We start from the raw sequence: 18,700 nt of genomic DNA on the forward strand, positions 1-18,700 counted from the left end.
TCAAGGCATAAACCTTGAAAATAGTTGTTATACTAACTCTATGTGAAGTAGTGGTTTCATTTATTATTTGACAGTAAAACTCCTTAACGAATCAACTGCCCGAAGTTTTCAATTCCTCTGGCTTGAGCCTTTTTTAAAAGTTTCAATAAAAGCTGTGCAGTCAGAAATGCATCTCCGGCTGCAGTATGACGATCTTCTGTTGGGATCAGGTATCGATGACAAAGGGCGTCTAATCCATAATCCTCCGGTTTGACTTGGCTTTGATCCGCATGAGGTCCCAGTTCTAGCCGGATTGCAAAAGACATGGTATCTATCATGGGATTCGGTAGCTTCTCCAAGCCAAAAGGCCTACAAGCCTTTTGCATCATTTCTGAATCAAAGCCAATGTGTTGAGCTACCAAAATTGAATTCCCGAAGTATTCTAAGCTTTGCTCCGCAAAATCCCGAATCTGAATTTGATTCTCGCGTTCGATCAATCCGTGGATTGCGGCGGTTTTTTTCCCGGATTTTGAAGAATTAGGATAGAGCTCCAATACTGTTTCGATCAAAATTCGTTGATCCCGGATTTTTACTGCTCCTAATGAAAGGATATAATCGTCTTTTATCGAAAGCCCTGTAGTCTCCGTATCAAAGACGGTAAATTCAAGTTGGTCAAGACTCCGGATAGCCGGGATTTGCTTTTGATTCTTGAGAAGAAAAGCTTCCACAAAATCAGCTTTTTTCACTTTTTTTTGACCAAAATTCCACCAGCTCATGATGGAAAATAGTCTAATTGAAAGCGGACTTTTACGATAGTTTGAAGTTCGTTGATCGGCGAAAAGGTGTTTTTCAGCAATTGCCGCTCTAATTTCCCGAGACTTTCAGGCTGAATAAATCGTCCACTAGATTGATTTTTGAGCCCTTCCAATGCACGGGTACGCATTAGGATTTCATAAGCTTTTGCCGCCTGCTTAAAAAGAGCCTCGTAATTTGGCTCCAACTCTGCCAGACGATCAAATCGCTTAAAGGTATTATTCACCCCAATCACCCCATGACTTAGCACCAGAAGTCTCGCCAAGTCAGCCAAAGGCATCATCGCTCTTGATTTGATATCAAATTCATTTTTGTGCTCGCCTGACTTTTCCACTACAAAATCCTTGAAAAACCCAAGTGGCGGAGGATTCATTAACGCATTTTTTGCCAGAAAATTCAAGAAGATTTTCTTTTTCTGAATCTCCTCGTAGATATGTAAACTCAGCGTTTCGCCCAATCCAAGATTTCCAGCCACAGCTCTGAAATCAAAGAAAATGGTGGAGCTCAAGATTGCCTCTTCAGTCGGTCTGATGATCCATTCGGTGAAAAAACTTTTCCATTTGCTCATGGGCTGCACCCATTTCGGATTACTTGCCATGATATCTCCAGGGCAGGAGGCAAAGCCGCAGGCAAGGAGTACTTCGACCATTGCCGTTCCAAGCTTTAGAAAGTATGCATGGGCCTCTTCGTCCAAAGCTTCTGGCACGTCTTCGTAGACCAAGGCATTGTCTTGGTCAGTACGAAGAAGTTGTTCCTCTCGACCTTCAGATCCTAGTGAAAGGAAACAATACGGAATTTTCCGAAGTACCTCATCCTCATTTGCCAATGAATTTTCTGCGATTCGGAGCGCTTGCTTGATGATGATATCATTGACTTCGGTCATCACCGATGCCACAAAATCCATGGTCAGTTCATTTTCAAGATAGTAGCGGAGCATTTGCTCTGCCTGATCCCGGATAAGTCTCATTTCTTTCAGATCCAGCGTATTCATCAGGCCGTGAATCAATACGGCAGGGCTATTTCCCATTGAGAGCAGCACGTCATGATCAGAGATAATCCCGCAAACCGGGCTTTGGTCAGTTCCATCTTCGGTCAGGACTAAATGATGCAAGCGATTCTTAATCATGGTTAGATACAGATCTGAAAAAGAAGTATCCTTTCTTCGGGTCAAAATAGGTGCGCTCATGATTTTGGAAGCTGCTGTCTCCAGTGAAATTCCTTTTGAAACTACTTTGTTGCGAAGGTCCTTATCGGTAATTATCCCAAGTGGTTTCAAATCCGATCTGCATACGACGATACTGCCGACATGCTTCTCGCTCATAAGTTCGGCAGCCTCTTGGATCGTATGTTCTGGGCTACAAATCAATACTTTTTCCGAAAATTTAATTTCTGATTGATCCGAAAAAATCATCAGCGAATGATCGCGGGATTCATTCTTAAATGCTCCACGGGCTTTTTGCCCAGTAGAAAGATCCTGTCTTATCACGACTTGGCCTGAAGCAAAGCCTGCCGCAAAATACAGGGCAACTCTACTATTTTGCTCCAGAACTTCTTCAAAGACAGAAACAGGAATCGCATAGACAAGACTGTTTTCCTGCACTTTTGCAGAGAGTACATAGGGCCGCTTTCCCAATAAGGCTAAAACTCCAAAGACATCACCTTCATCGCATTCATCTCGAATTTCCTCTTGATTTTGGATGGATTCCGTCAGAATAATTACCCCTTCTTTTAGAATATAAAAATGGGTTTCGGCAGCTTGTCCTTGTCTAAAAAGGATCTCGCCCTTTTCCAAATAGCGGATTTCCACGGAGCCAGCCACTTTTTCCAAAACTTCTTTTGAAAGAAAAGAAAAAGGAGGAAACCGCTTGAGAAATTCTGCTACCCGGTGGACGATAACATTCATGATAAGTATCAATTATAAAGTGAGAAGTCTAAAATTTTTTAGATTTCTCACTTTTGCTTTCTGATTTTACTTCCTGCCTTCGATAATTTTCTCCACCACCTCTGGATCGAGCAAGGTACTGGTGTCTCCCATGCTGTCAAGACTCCCTTCGGCTACTTTCCGCAGGATTCTACGCATGATCTTACCTGAGCGGGTTTTTGGAAGCCCGGCTACGATTTGAATTTTGTCTGGCTTGGCTATCGGGCCAATCATCTTAGAAACCATCTCTTTGATCTCATTGACAAGATTATCCTCGGTTCGGTTGGTCATATCGCAGATCACATAGGCATAGATTCCCTGACCTTTAACTTCATGCGGATAGCCTACTACAGCCGATTCGATGACCAACGGATGTTCGTTGATCGCATTTTCAACTTCGGCGGTTCCCATTCGGTGACCTGAGACATTCATCACATCATCCACTCGACCGAGGATTCGGTAGTAGCCGTCATGATCTCGCTTGACCCCGTCTCCGGTGAAATACATGCCAGGATAGGTAGAGAAATAAGTTTGCTTGCAGCGCTCATGATCGCCATAAGTCGTTCGAACCATGGAAGGCCAAGGGAATTTGATGCAGAGATTTCCTTCTACTGAGTTTCCGGTCAGTTCATTTCCTTCAGGATCTACGATGCAAAGTTGAATCCCCGGAAGTGGAAGCGTAGCAAAAGCTGGTTTGGTAGGTGTGATTCCTGCAATTGGTGAAATCAAAATTCCACCAGTTTCGGTTTGCCACCAAGTATCAACGATTGGACATTTGTTTTTACCAATGTGCGTATGATACCAATGCCAAGCCTCCTCATTAATCGGTTCACCGACAGAGCCGAGCACTTTTAACGAACTCAAATCATAGCCCTCGATTGGTTCGGTTCCATAAGCTTGTAATGCTCGGATGGCCGTTGGGGCGGTGTAAAAGATGTTTACTTTATGTTTTTCGCAGACTGCCCAGAATCTTCCGGCATCAGGGTAGGTTGGAACCCCCTCAAACATTAAAGTTGTAGCTCCTGCCAGTAATGGCCCGTAAACAATATAGGAGTGACCGGTAATCCAACCGATATCAGCAGTACACCAATAGACATCGCCTGGCGAATACTGAAATACATTCTCAAAGGAATATTGGGTATAAACCATATAGCCGCCGGTAGTATGAACCACGCCTTTTGGCTTGCCTGTCGAACCTGAAGTATAGAGAATGAAGAGCATGTCTTCACTGTCCATTTCTTCGGCTACATTTTGATCAGACTCGCCAGCAATTACTTCATGCCACCAATGGTCTCGCCCAGATTTCATGGTTACCTCCTGATTGGTTCGCTGGTACACAATCACAGTTTCAACGGAACTCTTTTCCAAGGCTTCATCAACTAGGGATTTCACACCGATTGTCTTGTTTCCACGGAAATTCCCATCCGATGTTAAGACCGCTTTTGCACCGCAGTCAGTGATCCGATCTGCCAATGCGTTACTAGAAAATCCTGCAAATACGACCGAGTGTATTGCCCCGATTCGGGCACAGGCCAGCATTGCGATAGCGGCTTCCGGAATCATCGGCATATAGATGATGACTTTGTCACCTTTGCCAATTCCCTTAGATTTCAATGCATTCGTAAAGCGATTCACTTCATGAAAAAGCTCTCGATAGGTAAGCGTTCTCCCAGCTTCATTAGGATCATTAGCCTCCCAAATGATCGCTGGTCGATCGCCAATAGTATAAAGATGACGCTCAAAAATATTTTCAGTGATATTCAGCTTTCCATCCACAAACCACTTCACATCCGGATCTTTAAAATTCCACTTTAAAACATTTTTCCAGCGTTTTCGCCAGTGAAATGAATCGGCTATTCTCGCCCAAAACTCTTCGGGCTGCGTGACACTCTTTTGGTATTCGTAAAGATATCCGCTCAGGGTATGAATTCGATCACTCATGGGTTTTGTGTTTTATTGTTATTCAGTTTAATAATTTTTTTACTTCAGCGACTATTTCTTTGGTAGAAAAAGGCTTTGTTAGATATTTATCAGCCCCAAGGGCTAATCCTTTTTGGAGGTCCTTTTCTTTACTTTTTGCAGAAAGAAAGACCACTTTGGTTTTTAGGTAGTTTTCCTTGACAAAGGCACAAACCTCATAGCCATCGACTTTTGGCATCATGATATCCAAAATAATCAAATCAGGAATCTCATCTCGTATAAGCGCCATAGCTTCCTCACCATCTCGTGCGATAAGCACTTGGTATCCCTCCTTCTTGAAGAGAAAGTCCAAGGAAAGTAAAATATTAGGTTCATCATCTACAAGGAGGATTTTATTCATGATCTTAAAGGGTGGGGGGTTAATGCTTCTTGCTGCAGAGGAATACAAATTTGAAAAACTGTTTTTCCAGGCTCGGTACTTACATCTATTGTTCCTGAATGATATTCCATGATTTTCTTAGAAATAGCCAAGCCCAGACCTGTTCCAATTGGTTTTTTTTGAGTCTGATTTTTTGCCTGGAAAAACTTTTCAAATAGATATGGAAGATCTTCCTCTGGAATCCCAACTCCATCATCCGCAACTGCTATGGACAGCATTTGATCCTCTTCAACTGCAATGAGTTGGACGGAGGATTTGGCAAATTTTGAGGCATTGCTTAGCAAATTGAGCAAAACTTGCTTGATCCGATCCTGATCCACAAGTAAATAAAGTTTTTCAAATCTGCAATCGATTTGAAAGTCAAGACTTTTTTCCAGAAACACCTTTTCCATACTTTCTGCGCTTTCTAAAATCAAGTTTTTCAAGTCTGTTTTTTCCCAATTTAAGGTTTGTCTCCCGGAATCAAATCGCTCTAAATCCAAGACTTGGTCAATTAGTCGCGTCATCCGGCCTGTTTCGTCTATGATAATCTGGAGAAATCGTCTTTTCTCGTCTTCATTTAGATTTTCATCTTGAAGAATTTCTGAAAATGCCCTAATCGATGTGATGGGAGTTTTCATTTCATGCGTCACAGTAGAGATAAATTCGTCTTTCAGCATGTCGTTTAGTTTTAAGGCCTTATTAACTTCACTCAGTTTTTCAGAAGCTTTTTTCAGAGCTTTGGTTTTTGATTTTAGCTCTAGATTCAGACTTTTAATTCCCTGCGTTTCTTTCAAAATATTGAGCACTTCGTCCATACTGATCTCTTCTTCCTTCACTACTGAGGCTACTAATATTCTTGCTGAGGCTACGCCGATCACTCCGGAAAGGATTCGCTGTGCAAAGCTGACAAACTCGGGATCTGCCATTCCCTCATTTTGAAATGGTTTCCCATAGTTCAATTTGAAATCACTGAGTGATTTGGTAGATTTTTCTTCCCCGAGAAAAGTATTGAGTAGACTCTGTAGCGCAGAAAATTGGGCCTGACCTTTCCAGAAAATGTTGGTGTCCAGTTTTTGGTCATACTTGAATATATCCACAAAAAGCACTGCTTGATTCAGTTCTTTTGAGCTTTGCTTCGCAAAAAAAGAAATGGCTACAAAGCATAAAATATTAGCAAAAAGACTAAAAAACAATGCGTGAGAAACGATGCTCATCCCTTCCATTCCAAAGAGGCTATTTGGCCTTAGCCAAGAATAGCCAAATAATCCGTCAGTTAAGATTTCCTTAGGCACCAATCCGATACTTGCGAAAGTGGGTAAAATCAAGGTAAATCCCCAAATCCCCATTCCAAGGATAAGTCCTACTGTTGCTCCCGATTTGGAGGCTTTTTTCCAAAAAATTCCACCGATAATCGACGGGCTCAATTGTGCGATTGCGACAAAGGAAATTAGACCAGTTGAGACCAAAGAGCTACCCGTGTCTAGAATTCTGAAATAAAAATAGGAAAGTAGAATGATCGCCAGAATTGTAAGGCGTCTTCCCCAGATTAAAATACCTGGGAGATTAGATTGAAATCGCTTCGAAAAATTACCATTAGCTACCAAAATCGGCATCAGCAAATTATTACTGACCATAGTACTGAGTGAGATAGTAGAGACGATAATCATACTGGTGGCAGCAGCAAACCCACCTAAATATCCTAAAACAGCCAATCCTTCTTGTCCAAATTTCAAAGGGATTGCCAAAACAAAGGTATCGGCAAGCACAGGCTGATTTTGGAAAATCATCAGTCCAGAAAGAGCGATCGGTAATACAAATACATTGATCAACACTAAATAGAGCGGGAACAGCCACATGGCGGTGTCAAGATGCTTTTCGGAAGTGTTTTCGATGATTCCCATCTGAAACTGACGGGGTAAAAACATCACCGCCATCATGGAAAGTAAACCCATCCAGAACCAATCGGAGACTCCATTTTCTCCTGACAGCACGAAAAGATGGGACAGATCAGCTACTTTGGCCTGAGCAAAAATATCCGTGAGCCCATCAAAAAGGAAAAAACTAACGAATATTCCAATTGCCAAAAAAGCAAAAAGCTTTACGATCGATTCAAAGACCACAGCAATCACTAATCCCTCGTGTCTGGCAGTGGCCTCAATCGCTCGTGTGCCAAAGAAAATCGTGAAAAGTGCAAGGCCTAATGCAAGGTAAAATCCAGAATCACTAAAAACGGAGAATGAACCAGCAGCCAAGGGAGTCTCAGTCAGCTGCATAATATCTAACGAATTGGAAATTCCTTTGATCTGAATAGAGATGTAAGGTAAAATCCCGAAAAGGCAGAAAATCGTAACCAAAGCACCTAAATTGGCGGATTTGCCATAGCGTGAACTGATGAAATCTGCGATGGAAGAGATGTTCATTGCCTTTGAGATGCGAATGATTTTCCGCATCACCAGCCACCACAGTGGAGCAACCAGGCAAGGACCTACATATATCGCCAAAAAGTCGAGGCCATTTTCTGCCGCTCTGCCTACCGAGCCATAAAATGTCCAAGCAGTACAATAAACGGCCAATGATAAGGCATACACCCAAGGATGATTCGCCCATTTTTTTAATGGCGAGCCTTTCCGCTCTGTGTACCAGGCAATAGCAAATAGGAGGATTAAATATCCAAAAGTGACCGATATGATGACCTCCCGGCTAAGCATCCGTTTCGTTTTTCGATTTTTTGATTACGAATCGTGACAGGAGGATCATTCCAAAAAGAAATAGGAAAATATAAAAGTAGAGTACAGGAATATCCAAGATCATCAAATCCTTGTTGTACAGCATTAGGAAAGGATAATTCAAAAGAAAAAATCCCAGCAGAAATACTCCCCATAGACGTTGACTTTTCAAGGTGTTTTCGATTTTAGATCCAATTGAATTTACCAGTTTTGAAATATAAAAGAAGGAAATCTCAGGTCTATAATTCTGAGATTCCCTTCTTTTGAAATCAATGCTCGTTAGCAGCGCCTGCGCCACGAGGAATTCGAATTTCCTGAATCATATCCTGTACTTCCTGAGGAGGAGCAGGAGTCATTTTAGAAACCGCTACGCAGACTATGAAATTTAGAAACATGCCTATGGAACCGATTCCTTCGGGAGAGATTCCAAACCACCAATTATCAGCTGAATTCAATTCTGGGCTAATAAATTTAAAGAATATGATATAGCTGAGCGTAAATACTAAGCCAGAGATCATTCCTGCAATCGCTCCTTCTTTATTGATACGACTGGAGAAAATTCCCATTATGATTACTGGAAAGAAAGATGCGGCTGCCAAGCCAAAGGCAAAGGCAACGACTTCGGCCACAAAGCCCGGAGGATTGATTCCGAAATAACCTGCGATTACCACTGCACCTGCTGCTGCAATTCGGGCAATCCTAAGTTCATTTTTCTCCGACATATTTGGATTGAAGGTGCGGAAAAGGTCACGTGAAACAGATGTAGAAATCACCAAAAGTAATCCTGCTGCGGTAGAAAGAGCCGCGGCCATTGCTCCAGCGGCTACTAGTCCAACCACCCAGTTTGGAAGTTGAGCGATCTCAGGTGATGCCAATACCATGATATCCTTATCTATAGTTAATTCATTTTTGCTTTTATCAGCTACGTACTGGACTATACCGTCTCCATTTTTATCCTCAACCTTGATCAGATTTGTCTTTTCCCAAGTATTGACCCAAGTAGGTAAATTGTCGATTCTCTTTTCGCTAACTGTGTCTATTGCATTATAAATTCCAAATGCCGCCACTGCAGGGGCTGTGGTATAAAGGATAGAAATGAAAACTAGCGCGTAGCCTGCAGACAAGCGGGCATCTTTCACTCGTGGCACGGTGAAAAAGCGGACAATCACGTGGGGCAATCCTGCCGTTCCAACCATCAAAGCCAGAGTTATCATAAAAATATCCGCCATCCCTTTTCGCCCATCTGTATAAGCGGCAAATCCAAGCTCAGTCAGCACTCCGTCTAATTTGTCCAATAAATAAGTGCCGTCTGCCACCGTGCTTCCCAATCCCAATTGTGGAATCGGATTCCCAGTCAGCTGCATGGATACGAAGATGGCCGGAACCATAAAAGCAAAGATTAAAACGCAATATTGAGCTACTTGTGTGTAGGTAATACCTTTCATTCCTCCCAAAACAGCATAGAAAAACACGATACACATCCCGAAGACAACTCCCCATTCGATAGGAATTTCCAAGTAGCGCGAGAACACAATTCCTACACCGCGCATCTGCCCGGCAACATAGGTAAAGGAGATAAACAAGGCGCAGATAACTGCTACCACTCGGGCCTTATTGGAATAATAGCGATCGCCAACGAAATCAGGCACTGTGAATTTCCCAAATTTCCGAAGATAAGGAGCAAGCAGAAGTGCCAAAAGCACATAGCCCCCGGTCCAACCCATCAGGTAGACAGAGCCGTCATAGCCTGAAAACGAGATAATCCCTGCCATAGAGATAAATGATGCTGCTGACATCCAGTCCGCGGCCGTAGCCATACCGTTAGCAAGAGGAGACACTCCACCACCTGCGGTATAAAATTCTTTGGTGGAGCCTGCTCGCGTGTAGATCGCGATGCCGATGTATAGGGCAAATGAAACGCCCACCAGTATGTAAGTCCAGGTTAAAATTTCCATAATTTTTTGCTTTTTTAGGTGAGCTTATTCTTCGTTTACATCAAATTCTTTGTCCAACTTGTTCATTCTGACCACATAGATGAAAATCAGAATGACGAAGACGAAGATGGATCCTTGTTGGGCAAACCAGAATCCGAGTTTGTACCCCCCTATTTGGATTGTGTTGAGTGGTTCAACCAGGAGGATTCCGAAACCGAAGGAAACGGTAAACCAGATGATCAGTAATACGAAGAGCGTCTGGAGATTTTTCTTCCAGTAGGCTTTCATTTTTGGGTCTTGTTTAGGCATGGTGCTTTGGATTAGAGAAATATTTGTGTTTGTAAGACGAATTCCCCGGCAGAGCCGGACTTTTTATAGTTTTCAAAGAGTGGTCGCTGACTGTATTGAAAAGTGATTTTGGCTTGATGACCATTCATGTAGTAATTCATTCCAAGATCATATTGCCAGCTGCTATCATCAAAGTATTCAAAGTTTTTGTGAGTCAGCGCTGCAAATGGCTGAAGCCGACCTTTATCTTTCAATAAAGAGCTTGGTAATAGAAAGCCATGTAAAGTATAGAATATTGTACCGGTCCCGATGGTCGGTTGTAAGTTTCCATTTCCATTCTGTGTAGTTCCCGGACCAAACCCCACATTCATGATTCCGATATTTCTTAAATAATTGGGACCAAAATCATAGGAGTAGAGAACTGCATAAGAAGTGATTGCTGTACCGGTAGCTTTATTTAGAGGGATATCCAAAAACGCATCCAGTCCAAATAATTTCATATCGTGCGTCTGCATAGATCCATCAGCAAGTTTGGAACTAGTGGAGCCAGCATGATGGTACCAGCCTGCCCCGAGGTTGAAAATCTTTTTGGTTCCGAGGTAGCTTCCTACGAAATATGGAAGCTTATTATTTTCCGTTTCTAAGAATTGGAATGCGGCATAACCTTGTGTAGCCCAATTATCGGTCGGAGTATTTGCTGCTATTGGTCTTTGAGTGGCTTCATCATATCTCCCTTCGCTACCTACAGCAAATGGCTTATTAAGTGCTAATCGATAATTGATTTTCCCGATAGTGCCTTTGGTATACATCCCCATTTGTCGGGCAAATTGATCGGTAAGTTCAATGTTTGGCCAATTGAAAATCGGCGCATCAATTGCCATGAAATTCAATGTGGAATGACTGGTAAATCTTGAGATTCCATTCCAATAGTGAAGTCCCGCTCCGGCATACAGCCAGTCTGTGATCTTGTATTCAGTCCAGATATCGTGAAAAAATAGTTGAGGCTTTTTTGCAGAGGTACCCGTTGCACTTCCCAAACCAGTTTCTGGATCCACAATTACTGGTAGATTTCCAGCATTTCCTGAAGCTCCTCCTGCTGGTGCTCCACCATTTACAAATGTCTGATTGTTGATTCCAAAATGGGCAAGGATGAGAAATTTTGGAGAAACTTCCGCCACAGCGAGTATTCTTGCGCGACGGATACCAATATCTGCAGTAGCTTTTTTCGCCATCCCATCGATTCCCATTGTGCCGGGATTGTTTTGCGTGACGCTTGCCCATATTTGATTCCATATGATGAAGCGCACATATTTGCTTCCGTCAGCTGAAAGATTTAGCGTCAGTGGCTTGTAGGAATGATCGATTGGTGGTTTATCTGTCACCGGGCCTTGGGCATAGACTTGTTGACATAGCAATGCCAAAAAGACTATTGTCAGAAAATGGGTTTTTAAATTCATGATCTTGGGTTTATTGCTAGTTCACATTAAAGTCGGGCCCTGACGATAACTTCGATCAAGTTGGAGGCTTTCTGGAAATAATAAAAAAACAAGCTATACTTTTGTTAAAAAAATATAGCTATAAAAATAATTGATTACCTGTCCTTAAATCGTTCCCATTTGATGACCATAAATTTATCTCCCAATTCTGTGATAATCATCCCCGAACCTGCGATTTGGGCTTTTGAGGACATAAATTTCACAAGTTCCTCGTGACTAAAAATTTTGTAGGTTGGGCGGTAGTCTTGATTTTCAGGAGCTTTTATTCCATACTGCCTAACCCAATTCATCACCGATACATGGCTCACACCTAGGATTCTTTCGATCTCTCGAAGCGAGATCCCCTCTAGGTAAAGCTGCAATGCTTTAATTACATAGTACTTATCAATCACTTTACCCAGTTTAGCTACGGAGAAGTGATAATTGCATTCCTTGCATTTATAGCGTTGTCTGCCTGATATTATTCCGCTTTTAGTGATTTTATCACTAGAACATTTTGGGCATTTGATTTCTTGCATGCTAAAAATAATTATTGGCTATAGCTATTTAGCGTAAATATATCATTTTAGCAATAAATATTTAATGTTTCGTCTAAACCCTTTTGATGAAATATTATTCTGAAAAAAATAAAAATAAAATATGACGGAAGTCAGTTTTTTCAATGTCTCAGCTTCAAGGTACTGTTAGCTTCAAAAAAATAAGAGCTTCAAATGAAATACTCCGAAGCTATCGCCAAACCTGCGGCAAAAAAGCTCACCAATAATTTATTCCAATGAAAAGTGTGGTGTGGACTGCTTTCGAAAAATATGGTAGTCGATATGTGTAGAAAACCTCCAACGACCAACCCATAAAGCATTCCGATTCCTTCTTTCTGTAGAATACCATTTTCAAATAAAAACGAACTTGAGAACATTCCCAAGGGTGAGGCCAAAGCGAAAATTGTAAGGAGAATCAGGGTCCATTTTTTTGAAAGAGAGTTGCTCAAGACTGCAGCGAGTGCAAAAGCTGCGGGTCCTTTGTGCATGACTATGCCGATCAAGACAGATTTACTTCCATGGACATGAGCAACAGACTCTGCTCCGATCAAGGTGTCATGAGAGAGTAAAGTGCCTTCCAGAAATGCATGAATAAATAATCCAAGCATCACCGTAATTACACCGCTATTACTCTCACCATGAAGGTGATGGATGTGTCCATGCTCAATTCCGCTTGAAAGAAACTCTAGTATTTGTTGGAGTAAAAAGCCTATTAGTATGAAAAGACCAATTTCACCTCCATCAAATCCACTGTTGAATAATTCAGGTAATAAATGCAAAACAGTGATCGAAAAGAGATAGGATCCAGCAAAAACGAGTACAAGTCTGAAATATTTCTCTCTGAAATTCGGTGCAAAAAAAACCAATGATCCTGCGATCATGGCTGTGAGAAAAAGAAGCAAAAATTTGAATTCCATCGGCCTAGGTTACTTCCCTTTTTTCTAGTGAAAAGGTGAAAGCTATAACTCAGGCAAAGGTAATAAAATTCAATAGTGTTGCATTTAAAATTAATTCTCTTGAGGGAAAGATAAGAATGGCTTCAAACTTTCACTCGCAAAAGTCTTAAATCCACCCATTCCATCATCGTAGATCAAAAAGACTTCAATTTCACTAAGTGCTGAATCCAGGGCGATGGCCTTATCTTTTCCCATCACCATTAGAGCGGTGGCGTAAGCATCTGCCGTCATACAATTTGCCGCTAGAACTGTAGCACTGAGCAACGTGTGATCTACAGGATAACCTGTGGCAGGATTAATAGTATGAGAAATTTTTACTGAGTCGCGCACATAGAAGTTGCGGTAGTTTCCAGAAGTAGCCATTGCTCGATCTTGAAGTGCAATAATGCTGATCAGGTCAGAAGCATTGGCAGATTCCTCCGGTCGATTCACTCCAACTTTCCAAAGCTCACCTTTTTCATTCACCCCATTAGCCACCAGCTCTCCACCTATTTCCACCAAGTAATTCGAGATCCCTCTATTTTTCAAAAAATCAGCAACCACATCAGACCCGTAGCCTTTTGCAATAGCAGAAAAATCCAGATAGATACCCGCTACTTTCTTGCGAAGCTGCTTCTGGTCAAATTCAATTTTGGAAAAGCCGACCGTCGTCAGAAGGTTTTTGATGTCCACGCTGTCCTTGAGCTCAGGTCCGCCCGGGCCAAAACCCCATATATTTACCAGTGGCCCCACCGTCGGATCGAAAGCTCCGTCAGTATTTTCATAGACTTTTTTGGAAGCTTCCAGCACAGGCAATAAATAGGGCAATTTGAAGTCCAAAGTATCCCCTTGATTGAACCTGCTCAATTCTGAATCAGGGATGTATGTAGAAAGACTTTGATTGAAAACAACCAAAAGAGAATCAATAGAAGTTTGAAAGTCACGGCTTTCCTCATCCAGATAGGTGAGGTTGTAAGTTGTACCCATAGTTTTGCCCGAAAGAGTCATTTTACCGGCAACAGGAACTGTAGATGCCGTCAATTCTGTCTTGGTCTTGTCACGATTACGCCAAGAGTAAACTAGCATGATGGCGGTAAGGAGTACTATAGAATATATAATGTTTTTTCGGGCGTTTTGGCGCATGATCTTGGGAATTTGAGGGCGAATTTACGGCTTATTTTCCAGTTTTGAGGGAAAGGCAAGGTTTCAAAAATGCGGAGGAAGGCATTCGTATTTTTCTATATTTGTGAGCGTACGGATAAACTATGAGAGAAGATTATTTAAGTGGGGAGGACGAAAGTCTAAGCCCAAAGGACAAGGATTTCGAAAAAGCTTTAAGACCCCTAAGTTTTGAGGATTTTACCGGTCAGTTCAAAATCGTGGAGAATTTGCGCGTGTTTGTGCTGGCAGCAAAGCGTAGGAACGAACCTTTGGATCATGTGCTTCTGCATGGACCTCCAGGCTTAGGAAAAACTACACTGAGTTATATTATTGCTAACGAGCTCCAAGCAGGCATCAAAATCACCTCTGGGCCAGTCCTTGACAAACCCTCAGATCTGGCAGGTTTGCTGACGAATTTGGATGAAGGTGATGTGCTTTTTATAGATGAGATTCATAGACTTAATCCTATCGTGGAAGAGTACTTATACTCGGCAATGGAGGATTTCAGGATAGATATAATGCTGGATTCTGGGCCAAATGCACGATCCGTTCAGATTTCTCTAAGTCCATTTACGTTAATAGGCGCCACTACTCGATCAGGTTTATTGACATCTCCCCTCCGTGCGAGATTTGGCATCAATTCTAGATTGGAATATTATGACGCGAAATTATTAACGGATATCGTAACTCGTTCAGCTGGTATTTTGCAGACACCAATTGATGAAGTGGCTGCTTACGAGATCGCTAGAAGGAGCCGAGGAACGCCAAGAATCGCGAACATGCTTCTTCGCCGAACCCGTGACTTCGCGGAAGTAAAAGGAGATGGAACGATTACTTTGGAAATTTCCAAAATCGCATTAGACGCGCTCGATGTGGATGTGAATGGATTGGATGAAATGGACAACAGAATCCTGCTGACCATAATCGAAAAGTTTAATGGCGGACCCGTTGGTTTGAGCACCATCGCGACGGCATGTAGCGAGGAGGCGGAGACTATAGAGGAAGTTTACGAACCGTTTCTGATCCAGGAAGGCTATTTGAAAAGAACCTCTCGCGGTCGTATGGCAACGGAGTTGGCTTATAAGCATTTGAAAATAAAACCTGCCCAGGGGATGGGCGGGTTGTTTGAGGGGATGTAAAAAACTAAACTGGTATTTTTTACATTTAGGATAGGTAAGTATTTTGAGCGGACTTAATTCTATAATGCATATATCTATGTCCGAATCGGGTCTTAAAATTCAGATAGAGAAATATTGTAGGAAATCCATAAGCTATTAGATTTAGAATCTGAGCTGGACTCCGTGTACGAGCTTTCTCCCAAACAAAAAATAGCGATTGAAAAAGGGTAAAAAGAGATGTAGCAGAAGGAAGGCTGTATTCATCAAAAGATGCTGAAAAATGCTTCGTGGGTGGCTAGACAAATAGGTTGGGTTCTATCATCAATTGAAGATAGATTTCATATCTATAATTTTTGGAAAGATCACAACGGCTCTGATATCTATAGCGAGAAGCTAAAAAATTTTTTTGCTGATGCTGCCAATTTGGTTGCCGTGTTTCCACACATTGGAAGACAAAGAATGAAGGGGTCAGAGTAAAAATAGTGAAGGGCTATTTACTTATTTATTCACATGCTGAAAGGAAATCAAGGTTTTAAGAGTGTGGGACTCTAGGTAAAACCCTGCTAAATTGAGGCTTTAAAAGTGATTTTCAAGATATTCTTCAGAATAAGAATAAAATTTCAAATTATTTATTTCAGATTTCAAATCATTTCTTCGTCCCCTAAAAATCCGTTTTTTACAGCTTTTTGCAAATCTTCAAGTATGATATGAACCTGCAATTTCTTAGAAATATTCTCGGTGTTTCTTTGAAGATATATATGAGTTTTCGCCAAACTTTACTCTACCACTTAATAGAAATAAACAGGATTTAGTAGCGTGAAAAGTCTTCTCCTTAACTAGCATAAAAAAATGCCGTTGGTCATCCATAGTCCAACGGCATTATCTGAAGATTTTATTTCTTATCCGTAAATTTCTTCCAAAATTTGGGCTAATCGCACGCTAGCGGCTATCAATCTTTCTTCTAAAAGTGGGGTATTATCATAGCCATAAGAATAAGATAATTTTTTACTTTCTGGAAAGTTATAGACGGCTGGTCTTGCTGCGACAGCCTCTGCAAGCCAAGTATCCATAGTACCCGCTCGATATCCGGCGATCAAGTCTTTATTTAATCGTCGGGATAGCTCATCTCCAATTTCAGTGTAGCTCATTGATTTGCCATCAATGATTCCACTATCCCAAACGGCATGTAGGTTTGTTGATCTTCCAAAATATTCGAGCTTCACGTCGTTTCCTCCTCTATCCTCTCCGTTGCCTACGTGAAGCGGTTGATGAATGTCCTCCACCATGTGGATGAGCATTTTTAGCATTTCAGCTTCTTTCTTTGGATCAAGATTTCCAGCCTTAAGCTCGCTTTTAATTCGATTGATTTCGGCATACACGTTTCCACCTTTCTCCTGAATAGACTCATTGTATTCACCTTGTATGCTGGTCATGTAATGCCAGGAATTGGCATAATCAAATGCACTGTCTGACCTGATCTCGTCCATCCATGTACCACTTCTACCAAGAGACATCGGGGAAAGTACCTTTTCGACTTTTTTACGAACGGATCTTTTCATTTGCTTTTCTGCCATATAGCCAATCAAATAGTGCCCTAGCTGACCCCAAGCGAAGGTTTGGGTAACCAATAGAAAAACAAAAACTGAAGTAGCAATGATTTTTTTCATTGTATAATTAGTTGGGAAAATGGAAAGTTACTGCAAAAAGTATGATGGAAAGTTATCTTAAGTTTAAGCTTTACCGAGTTCGGAAACGGCCAAGAATGCCATCAAACCTGCTCCAACTTCCAAAGCATCCTCATCGATATCAAAAGTAGGTGTATGCACACCAGAAGTAATTCCCCTGGATTCATTTCTTGTGCCTAATCTGTAGAAACAACCATCCACTTCCTGTGAATAGAAAGCGAAATCCTCTGCTGCCATCCAAATATCCAAATCGAGTACATTCTCCTCACCTAGATATGCGATAGCTGCCTGATGAGATCTGTGTGTCAGCTCTGGATCATTTTTCAAAAAAGGATACCCTTTTTTAATTTCAAAATCCACTTCTCCGCCCATTCCTTCTACAATTCCTTTTGCGATTGATAGCATCTTCACATGAGCTTTGGCTCTCCAATCTTCATCAAGCGTACGGAAGGTACCTTGGATCTTTACTTCGTTTGGGATCACATTGGTAGCGCCCAATGCCTCCACTCTACCGAAAGAAAGAACGGATGGAATCTTCGGACTAGCTGCTCTACTCACCACTTGCTGCAATGCTACAATCATATGAGATGCGATCAAGACGGGGTCAATCAAAGTCTCAGGCATGGCCGCATGACCTCCTTTACCTTTCACTGTCACGTAGATTTCATCAGCACTGGCCATGTAGATCCCAGGTCTGAAACCTACTTTTCCCACCTCAATGAAAGGCATCACATGCTGACCAATAATTCCGTCTGGACGTGGATTTTCAAGTACTTTATCCGCAATCATCAAAGAAGCTCCACCGGGTGCTACTTCCTCCCCGGGCTGAAAAATCAGCTTGATTGTTCCCTCAAAGTCATCTTTTATTTCATTAAGAATTTTGGCAGCACCAAGTAGAGATGCAGTATGCGCATCATGCCCACAGGCATGCATGACACCTGGGTTTTGGGATTTGTAAGAAACGTCATTAGCCTCAATTATGGGCAATGCGTCCATATCTGCACGTAGTGCAACTACTCTTTTACCTGGATTTTTTCCCTCAATCAAAGCAGCCCATCCTGTGTCTGCTTTCGATTCAATGTTTGTAATTCCTATTTCTAGGAGCTTTTCCTTTACAAACTTTGAAGTATTGTATTCTTGAAAGGAAAGTTCGGGATTAGCATGAAGCCGGCGACGATTTGCAATTATTTCTTCTTTGTAGGCCTTAGCCAGAGATTTAATTTTGTCCTTCAGCATCTTGTTGATTGAGTTCATTTAGCGTCTTGAATTCTTCTCGCTGAAAGCGATCTTGAATTATCCTCGCTGTTGGAAATTGTGATTTTACTTCTGAGAAGCTTTTTTGCGCCTCTATTTTGTGTGCGAACTTACCAACCTTCACGAGATATCTCGGCTGTTGGTATTGCATTTCAGGAACTAGATCGGGGAAATTCATAACTAAATCATCACGGGTTTTGAAGGCCTTATTTCGATCAATTCCCGAATAAACTAGGACTGAGTACCCACTAAAATAGGGCTCGGACTTATTCTTACTGATCAAACTAGCCTGAACTTGATCCAATTGACCATCAATCGATTCTGTAGATTCAGAGGAGCCAATTGATGATTTAGAAGTCATCTGTGCACGGTAATCTGGATATACAGGAAGTGAAGAGCTCAAATTTTCCTGGTAATTCGCATAGCTTGACGAAGAACTCGAGGTCTTCCGAGTGGTTTTGCAACTTGCTAAAATCAGTACCAATCCTAAAATCCAGAATATTCTCATGCTTC

The 18,700-nt window shown here is 41.7% G+C and carries 15 protein-coding genes; 1 reads left to right on the forward strand and 14 read right to left on the reverse strand.

Annotated features, from left to right (window positions below; translation table 11 throughout):
- Window positions 1-83: 83 nt before the first annotated feature.
- The 11 genes from BVH04_RS17145 to BVH04_RS17200 all read right to left on the reverse strand — a co-directional run bounded on the left by BVH04_RS17145 (window position 84) and on the right by BVH04_RS17200 (window position 14,112).
- On the reverse strand, window positions 84-755 hold the full coding sequence (locus BVH04_RS17145; protein ID WP_086542699.1) for a 3'-5' exonuclease: 672 nt from the start codon (window positions 753-755) through the stop codon (window positions 84-86).
- Window positions 752-2,698 carry a DUF294 nucleotidyltransferase-like domain-containing protein gene (locus BVH04_RS17150; RefSeq protein ID WP_086542751.1) on the reverse strand — a complete coding sequence of 649 codons (1,947 nt, stop codon included), beginning with the start codon at window positions 2,696-2,698 and terminating at the stop codon, window positions 752-754. The genes BVH04_RS17145 and BVH04_RS17150 overlap by 4 nt, the downstream gene beginning before the upstream one ends.
- 63 nt (window positions 2,699-2,761) lie before the next feature.
- Window positions 2,762-4,654, reverse strand: coding sequence for an acetate--CoA ligase (gene acs, locus BVH04_RS17155; protein WP_086542700.1), 1,893 nt, complete (start codon window positions 4,652-4,654; stop codon window positions 2,762-2,764).
- A gap of 22 nt (window positions 4,655-4,676) precedes the next feature.
- Window positions 4,677-5,033 (reverse strand): response regulator transcription factor, encoded by a 357-nt coding sequence (locus BVH04_RS17160; RefSeq protein WP_086542701.1) that lies wholly within the window; start codon window positions 5,031-5,033, stop codon window positions 4,677-4,679.
- The gene (locus tag BVH04_RS17165; protein WP_086542702.1) at window positions 5,030-7,762 is read right to left on the reverse strand and encodes a sensor histidine kinase; all 2,733 of its coding nucleotides are present in this window, start codon (window positions 7,760-7,762) and stop codon (window positions 5,030-5,032) included. The genes BVH04_RS17160 and BVH04_RS17165 overlap by 4 nt, the downstream gene beginning before the upstream one ends.
- Before the next feature lie 287 nt (window positions 7,763-8,049).
- Entirely contained in the window at window positions 8,050-9,735 is a 1,686-nt protein-coding gene (locus BVH04_RS17175) for a sodium:solute symporter family protein (RefSeq protein WP_086542704.1), read from the reverse strand.
- A 24-nt stretch (window positions 9,736-9,759) separates the two neighbouring features.
- On the reverse strand, window positions 9,760-10,023 hold the full coding sequence (locus BVH04_RS17180) for a DUF4212 domain-containing protein (protein ID WP_086542705.1): 264 nt from the start codon (window positions 10,021-10,023) through the stop codon (window positions 9,760-9,762).
- 11 nt (window positions 10,024-10,034) lie between these two features.
- Complete coding sequence (locus BVH04_RS17185; protein ID WP_086542706.1) at window positions 10,035-11,459, reverse strand: porin; 1,425 nt, start codon at window positions 11,457-11,459, stop codon at window positions 10,035-10,037.
- Between the two features lie 134 nt (window positions 11,460-11,593).
- The gene (locus BVH04_RS17190) at window positions 11,594-12,016 is read right to left on the reverse strand and encodes an IS1/IS1595 family N-terminal zinc-binding domain-containing protein (protein ID WP_086542707.1); all 423 of its coding nucleotides are present in this window, start codon (window positions 12,014-12,016) and stop codon (window positions 11,594-11,596) included.
- 188 nt (window positions 12,017-12,204) lie between these two features.
- On the reverse strand, window positions 12,205-12,951 hold the full coding sequence (locus tag BVH04_RS17195; RefSeq protein ID WP_086542708.1) for a ZIP family metal transporter: 747 nt from the start codon (window positions 12,949-12,951) through the stop codon (window positions 12,205-12,207).
- Window positions 12,952-13,041: 90 nt separating this feature from the next.
- Window positions 13,042-14,112 carry an FAD:protein FMN transferase gene (locus BVH04_RS17200; RefSeq protein WP_086542709.1) on the reverse strand — a complete coding sequence of 357 codons (1,071 nt, stop codon included), beginning with the start codon at window positions 14,110-14,112 and terminating at the stop codon, window positions 13,042-13,044.
- A gap of 122 nt (window positions 14,113-14,234) precedes the next feature.
- Between BVH04_RS17200 and ruvB the strand changes: the two genes are divergently transcribed.
- Complete coding sequence (gene ruvB / locus BVH04_RS17205) at window positions 14,235-15,269, forward strand: Holliday junction branch migration DNA helicase RuvB (protein ID WP_086542710.1); 1,035 nt, start codon at window positions 14,235-14,237, stop codon at window positions 15,267-15,269.
- 878 nt (window positions 15,270-16,147) lie between these two features.
- On the opposite strand, the gene BVH04_RS17215 is transcribed toward ruvB, so the two are convergent.
- From BVH04_RS17215 to BVH04_RS17225, 3 genes are all read right to left on the reverse strand, one after another.
- Window positions 16,148-16,915 carry a S1/P1 nuclease gene (locus BVH04_RS17215; protein ID WP_086542712.1) on the reverse strand — a complete coding sequence of 256 codons (768 nt, stop codon included), beginning with the start codon at window positions 16,913-16,915 and terminating at the stop codon, window positions 16,148-16,150.
- A 63-nt stretch (window positions 16,916-16,978) separates the two neighbouring features.
- Complete coding sequence (locus BVH04_RS17220) at window positions 16,979-18,169, reverse strand: M20 metallopeptidase family protein (protein ID WP_086542752.1); 1,191 nt, start codon at window positions 18,167-18,169, stop codon at window positions 16,979-16,981.
- Complete coding sequence (locus BVH04_RS17225; RefSeq protein ID WP_086542713.1) at window positions 18,150-18,695, reverse strand: hypothetical protein; 546 nt, start codon at window positions 18,693-18,695, stop codon at window positions 18,150-18,152. The genes BVH04_RS17220 and BVH04_RS17225 overlap by 20 nt, the downstream gene beginning before the upstream one ends.
- Window positions 18,696-18,700 lie beyond the last annotated feature (5 nt).

Origin of the sequence: Algoriphagus antarcticus (genome assembly GCF_002150685.1) — a bacterium.
Taxonomy (GTDB): Bacteria; Bacteroidota; Bacteroidia; order Cytophagales; family Cyclobacteriaceae; genus Algoriphagus; species Algoriphagus antarcticus.

Bases quoted from the DNA above. Each gene is read 5' to 3' on its own strand.
- BVH04_RS17145 (WP_086542699.1), bottom strand. From the start codon at position 755: ATGAGCTGGTGGAATTTTGGTCAAAAAAAAGTGAAAAAAGCTGATTTT.
- acs (WP_086542700.1), bottom strand. From the start codon at position 4,654: ATGAGTGATCGAATTCATACCCTGAGCGGATATCTTTACGAATACCAA.
- BVH04_RS17160 (WP_086542701.1), bottom strand. From the start codon at position 5,033: ATGAATAAAATCCTCCTTGTAGATGATGAACCTAATATTTTACTTTCC.
- BVH04_RS17165 (WP_086542702.1), bottom strand. From the start codon at position 7,762: ATGCTTAGCCGGGAGGTCATCATATCGGTCACTTTTGGATATTTAATC.
- BVH04_RS17175 (WP_086542704.1), bottom strand. From the start codon at position 9,735: ATGGAAATTTTAACCTGGACTTACATACTGGTGGGCGTTTCATTTGCC.
- BVH04_RS17180 (WP_086542705.1), bottom strand. From the start codon at position 10,023: ATGCCTAAACAAGACCCAAAAATGAAAGCCTACTGGAAGAAAAATCTC.
- BVH04_RS17185 (WP_086542706.1), bottom strand. From the start codon at position 11,459: ATGAATTTAAAAACCCATTTTCTGACAATAGTCTTTTTGGCATTGCTA.
- BVH04_RS17190 (WP_086542707.1), bottom strand. From the start codon at position 12,016: ATGCAAGAAATCAAATGCCCAAAATGTTCTAGTGATAAAATCACTAAA.
- BVH04_RS17195 (WP_086542708.1), bottom strand. From the start codon at position 12,951: ATGGAATTCAAATTTTTGCTTCTTTTTCTCACAGCCATGATCGCAGGA.
- BVH04_RS17200 (WP_086542709.1), bottom strand. From the start codon at position 14,112: ATGCGCCAAAACGCCCGAAAAAACATTATATATTCTATAGTACTCCTT.
- ruvB (WP_086542710.1), top strand. From the start codon at position 14,235: ATGAGAGAAGATTATTTAAGTGGGGAGGACGAAAGTCTAAGCCCAAAG.
- BVH04_RS17215 (WP_086542712.1), bottom strand. From the start codon at position 16,915: ATGAAAAAAATCATTGCTACTTCAGTTTTTGTTTTTCTATTGGTTACC.
- BVH04_RS17220 (WP_086542752.1), bottom strand. From the start codon at position 18,169: ATGCTGAAGGACAAAATTAAATCTCTGGCTAAGGCCTACAAAGAAGAA.
- BVH04_RS17225 (WP_086542713.1), bottom strand. From the start codon at position 18,695: ATGAGAATATTCTGGATTTTAGGATTGGTACTGATTTTAGCAAGTTGC.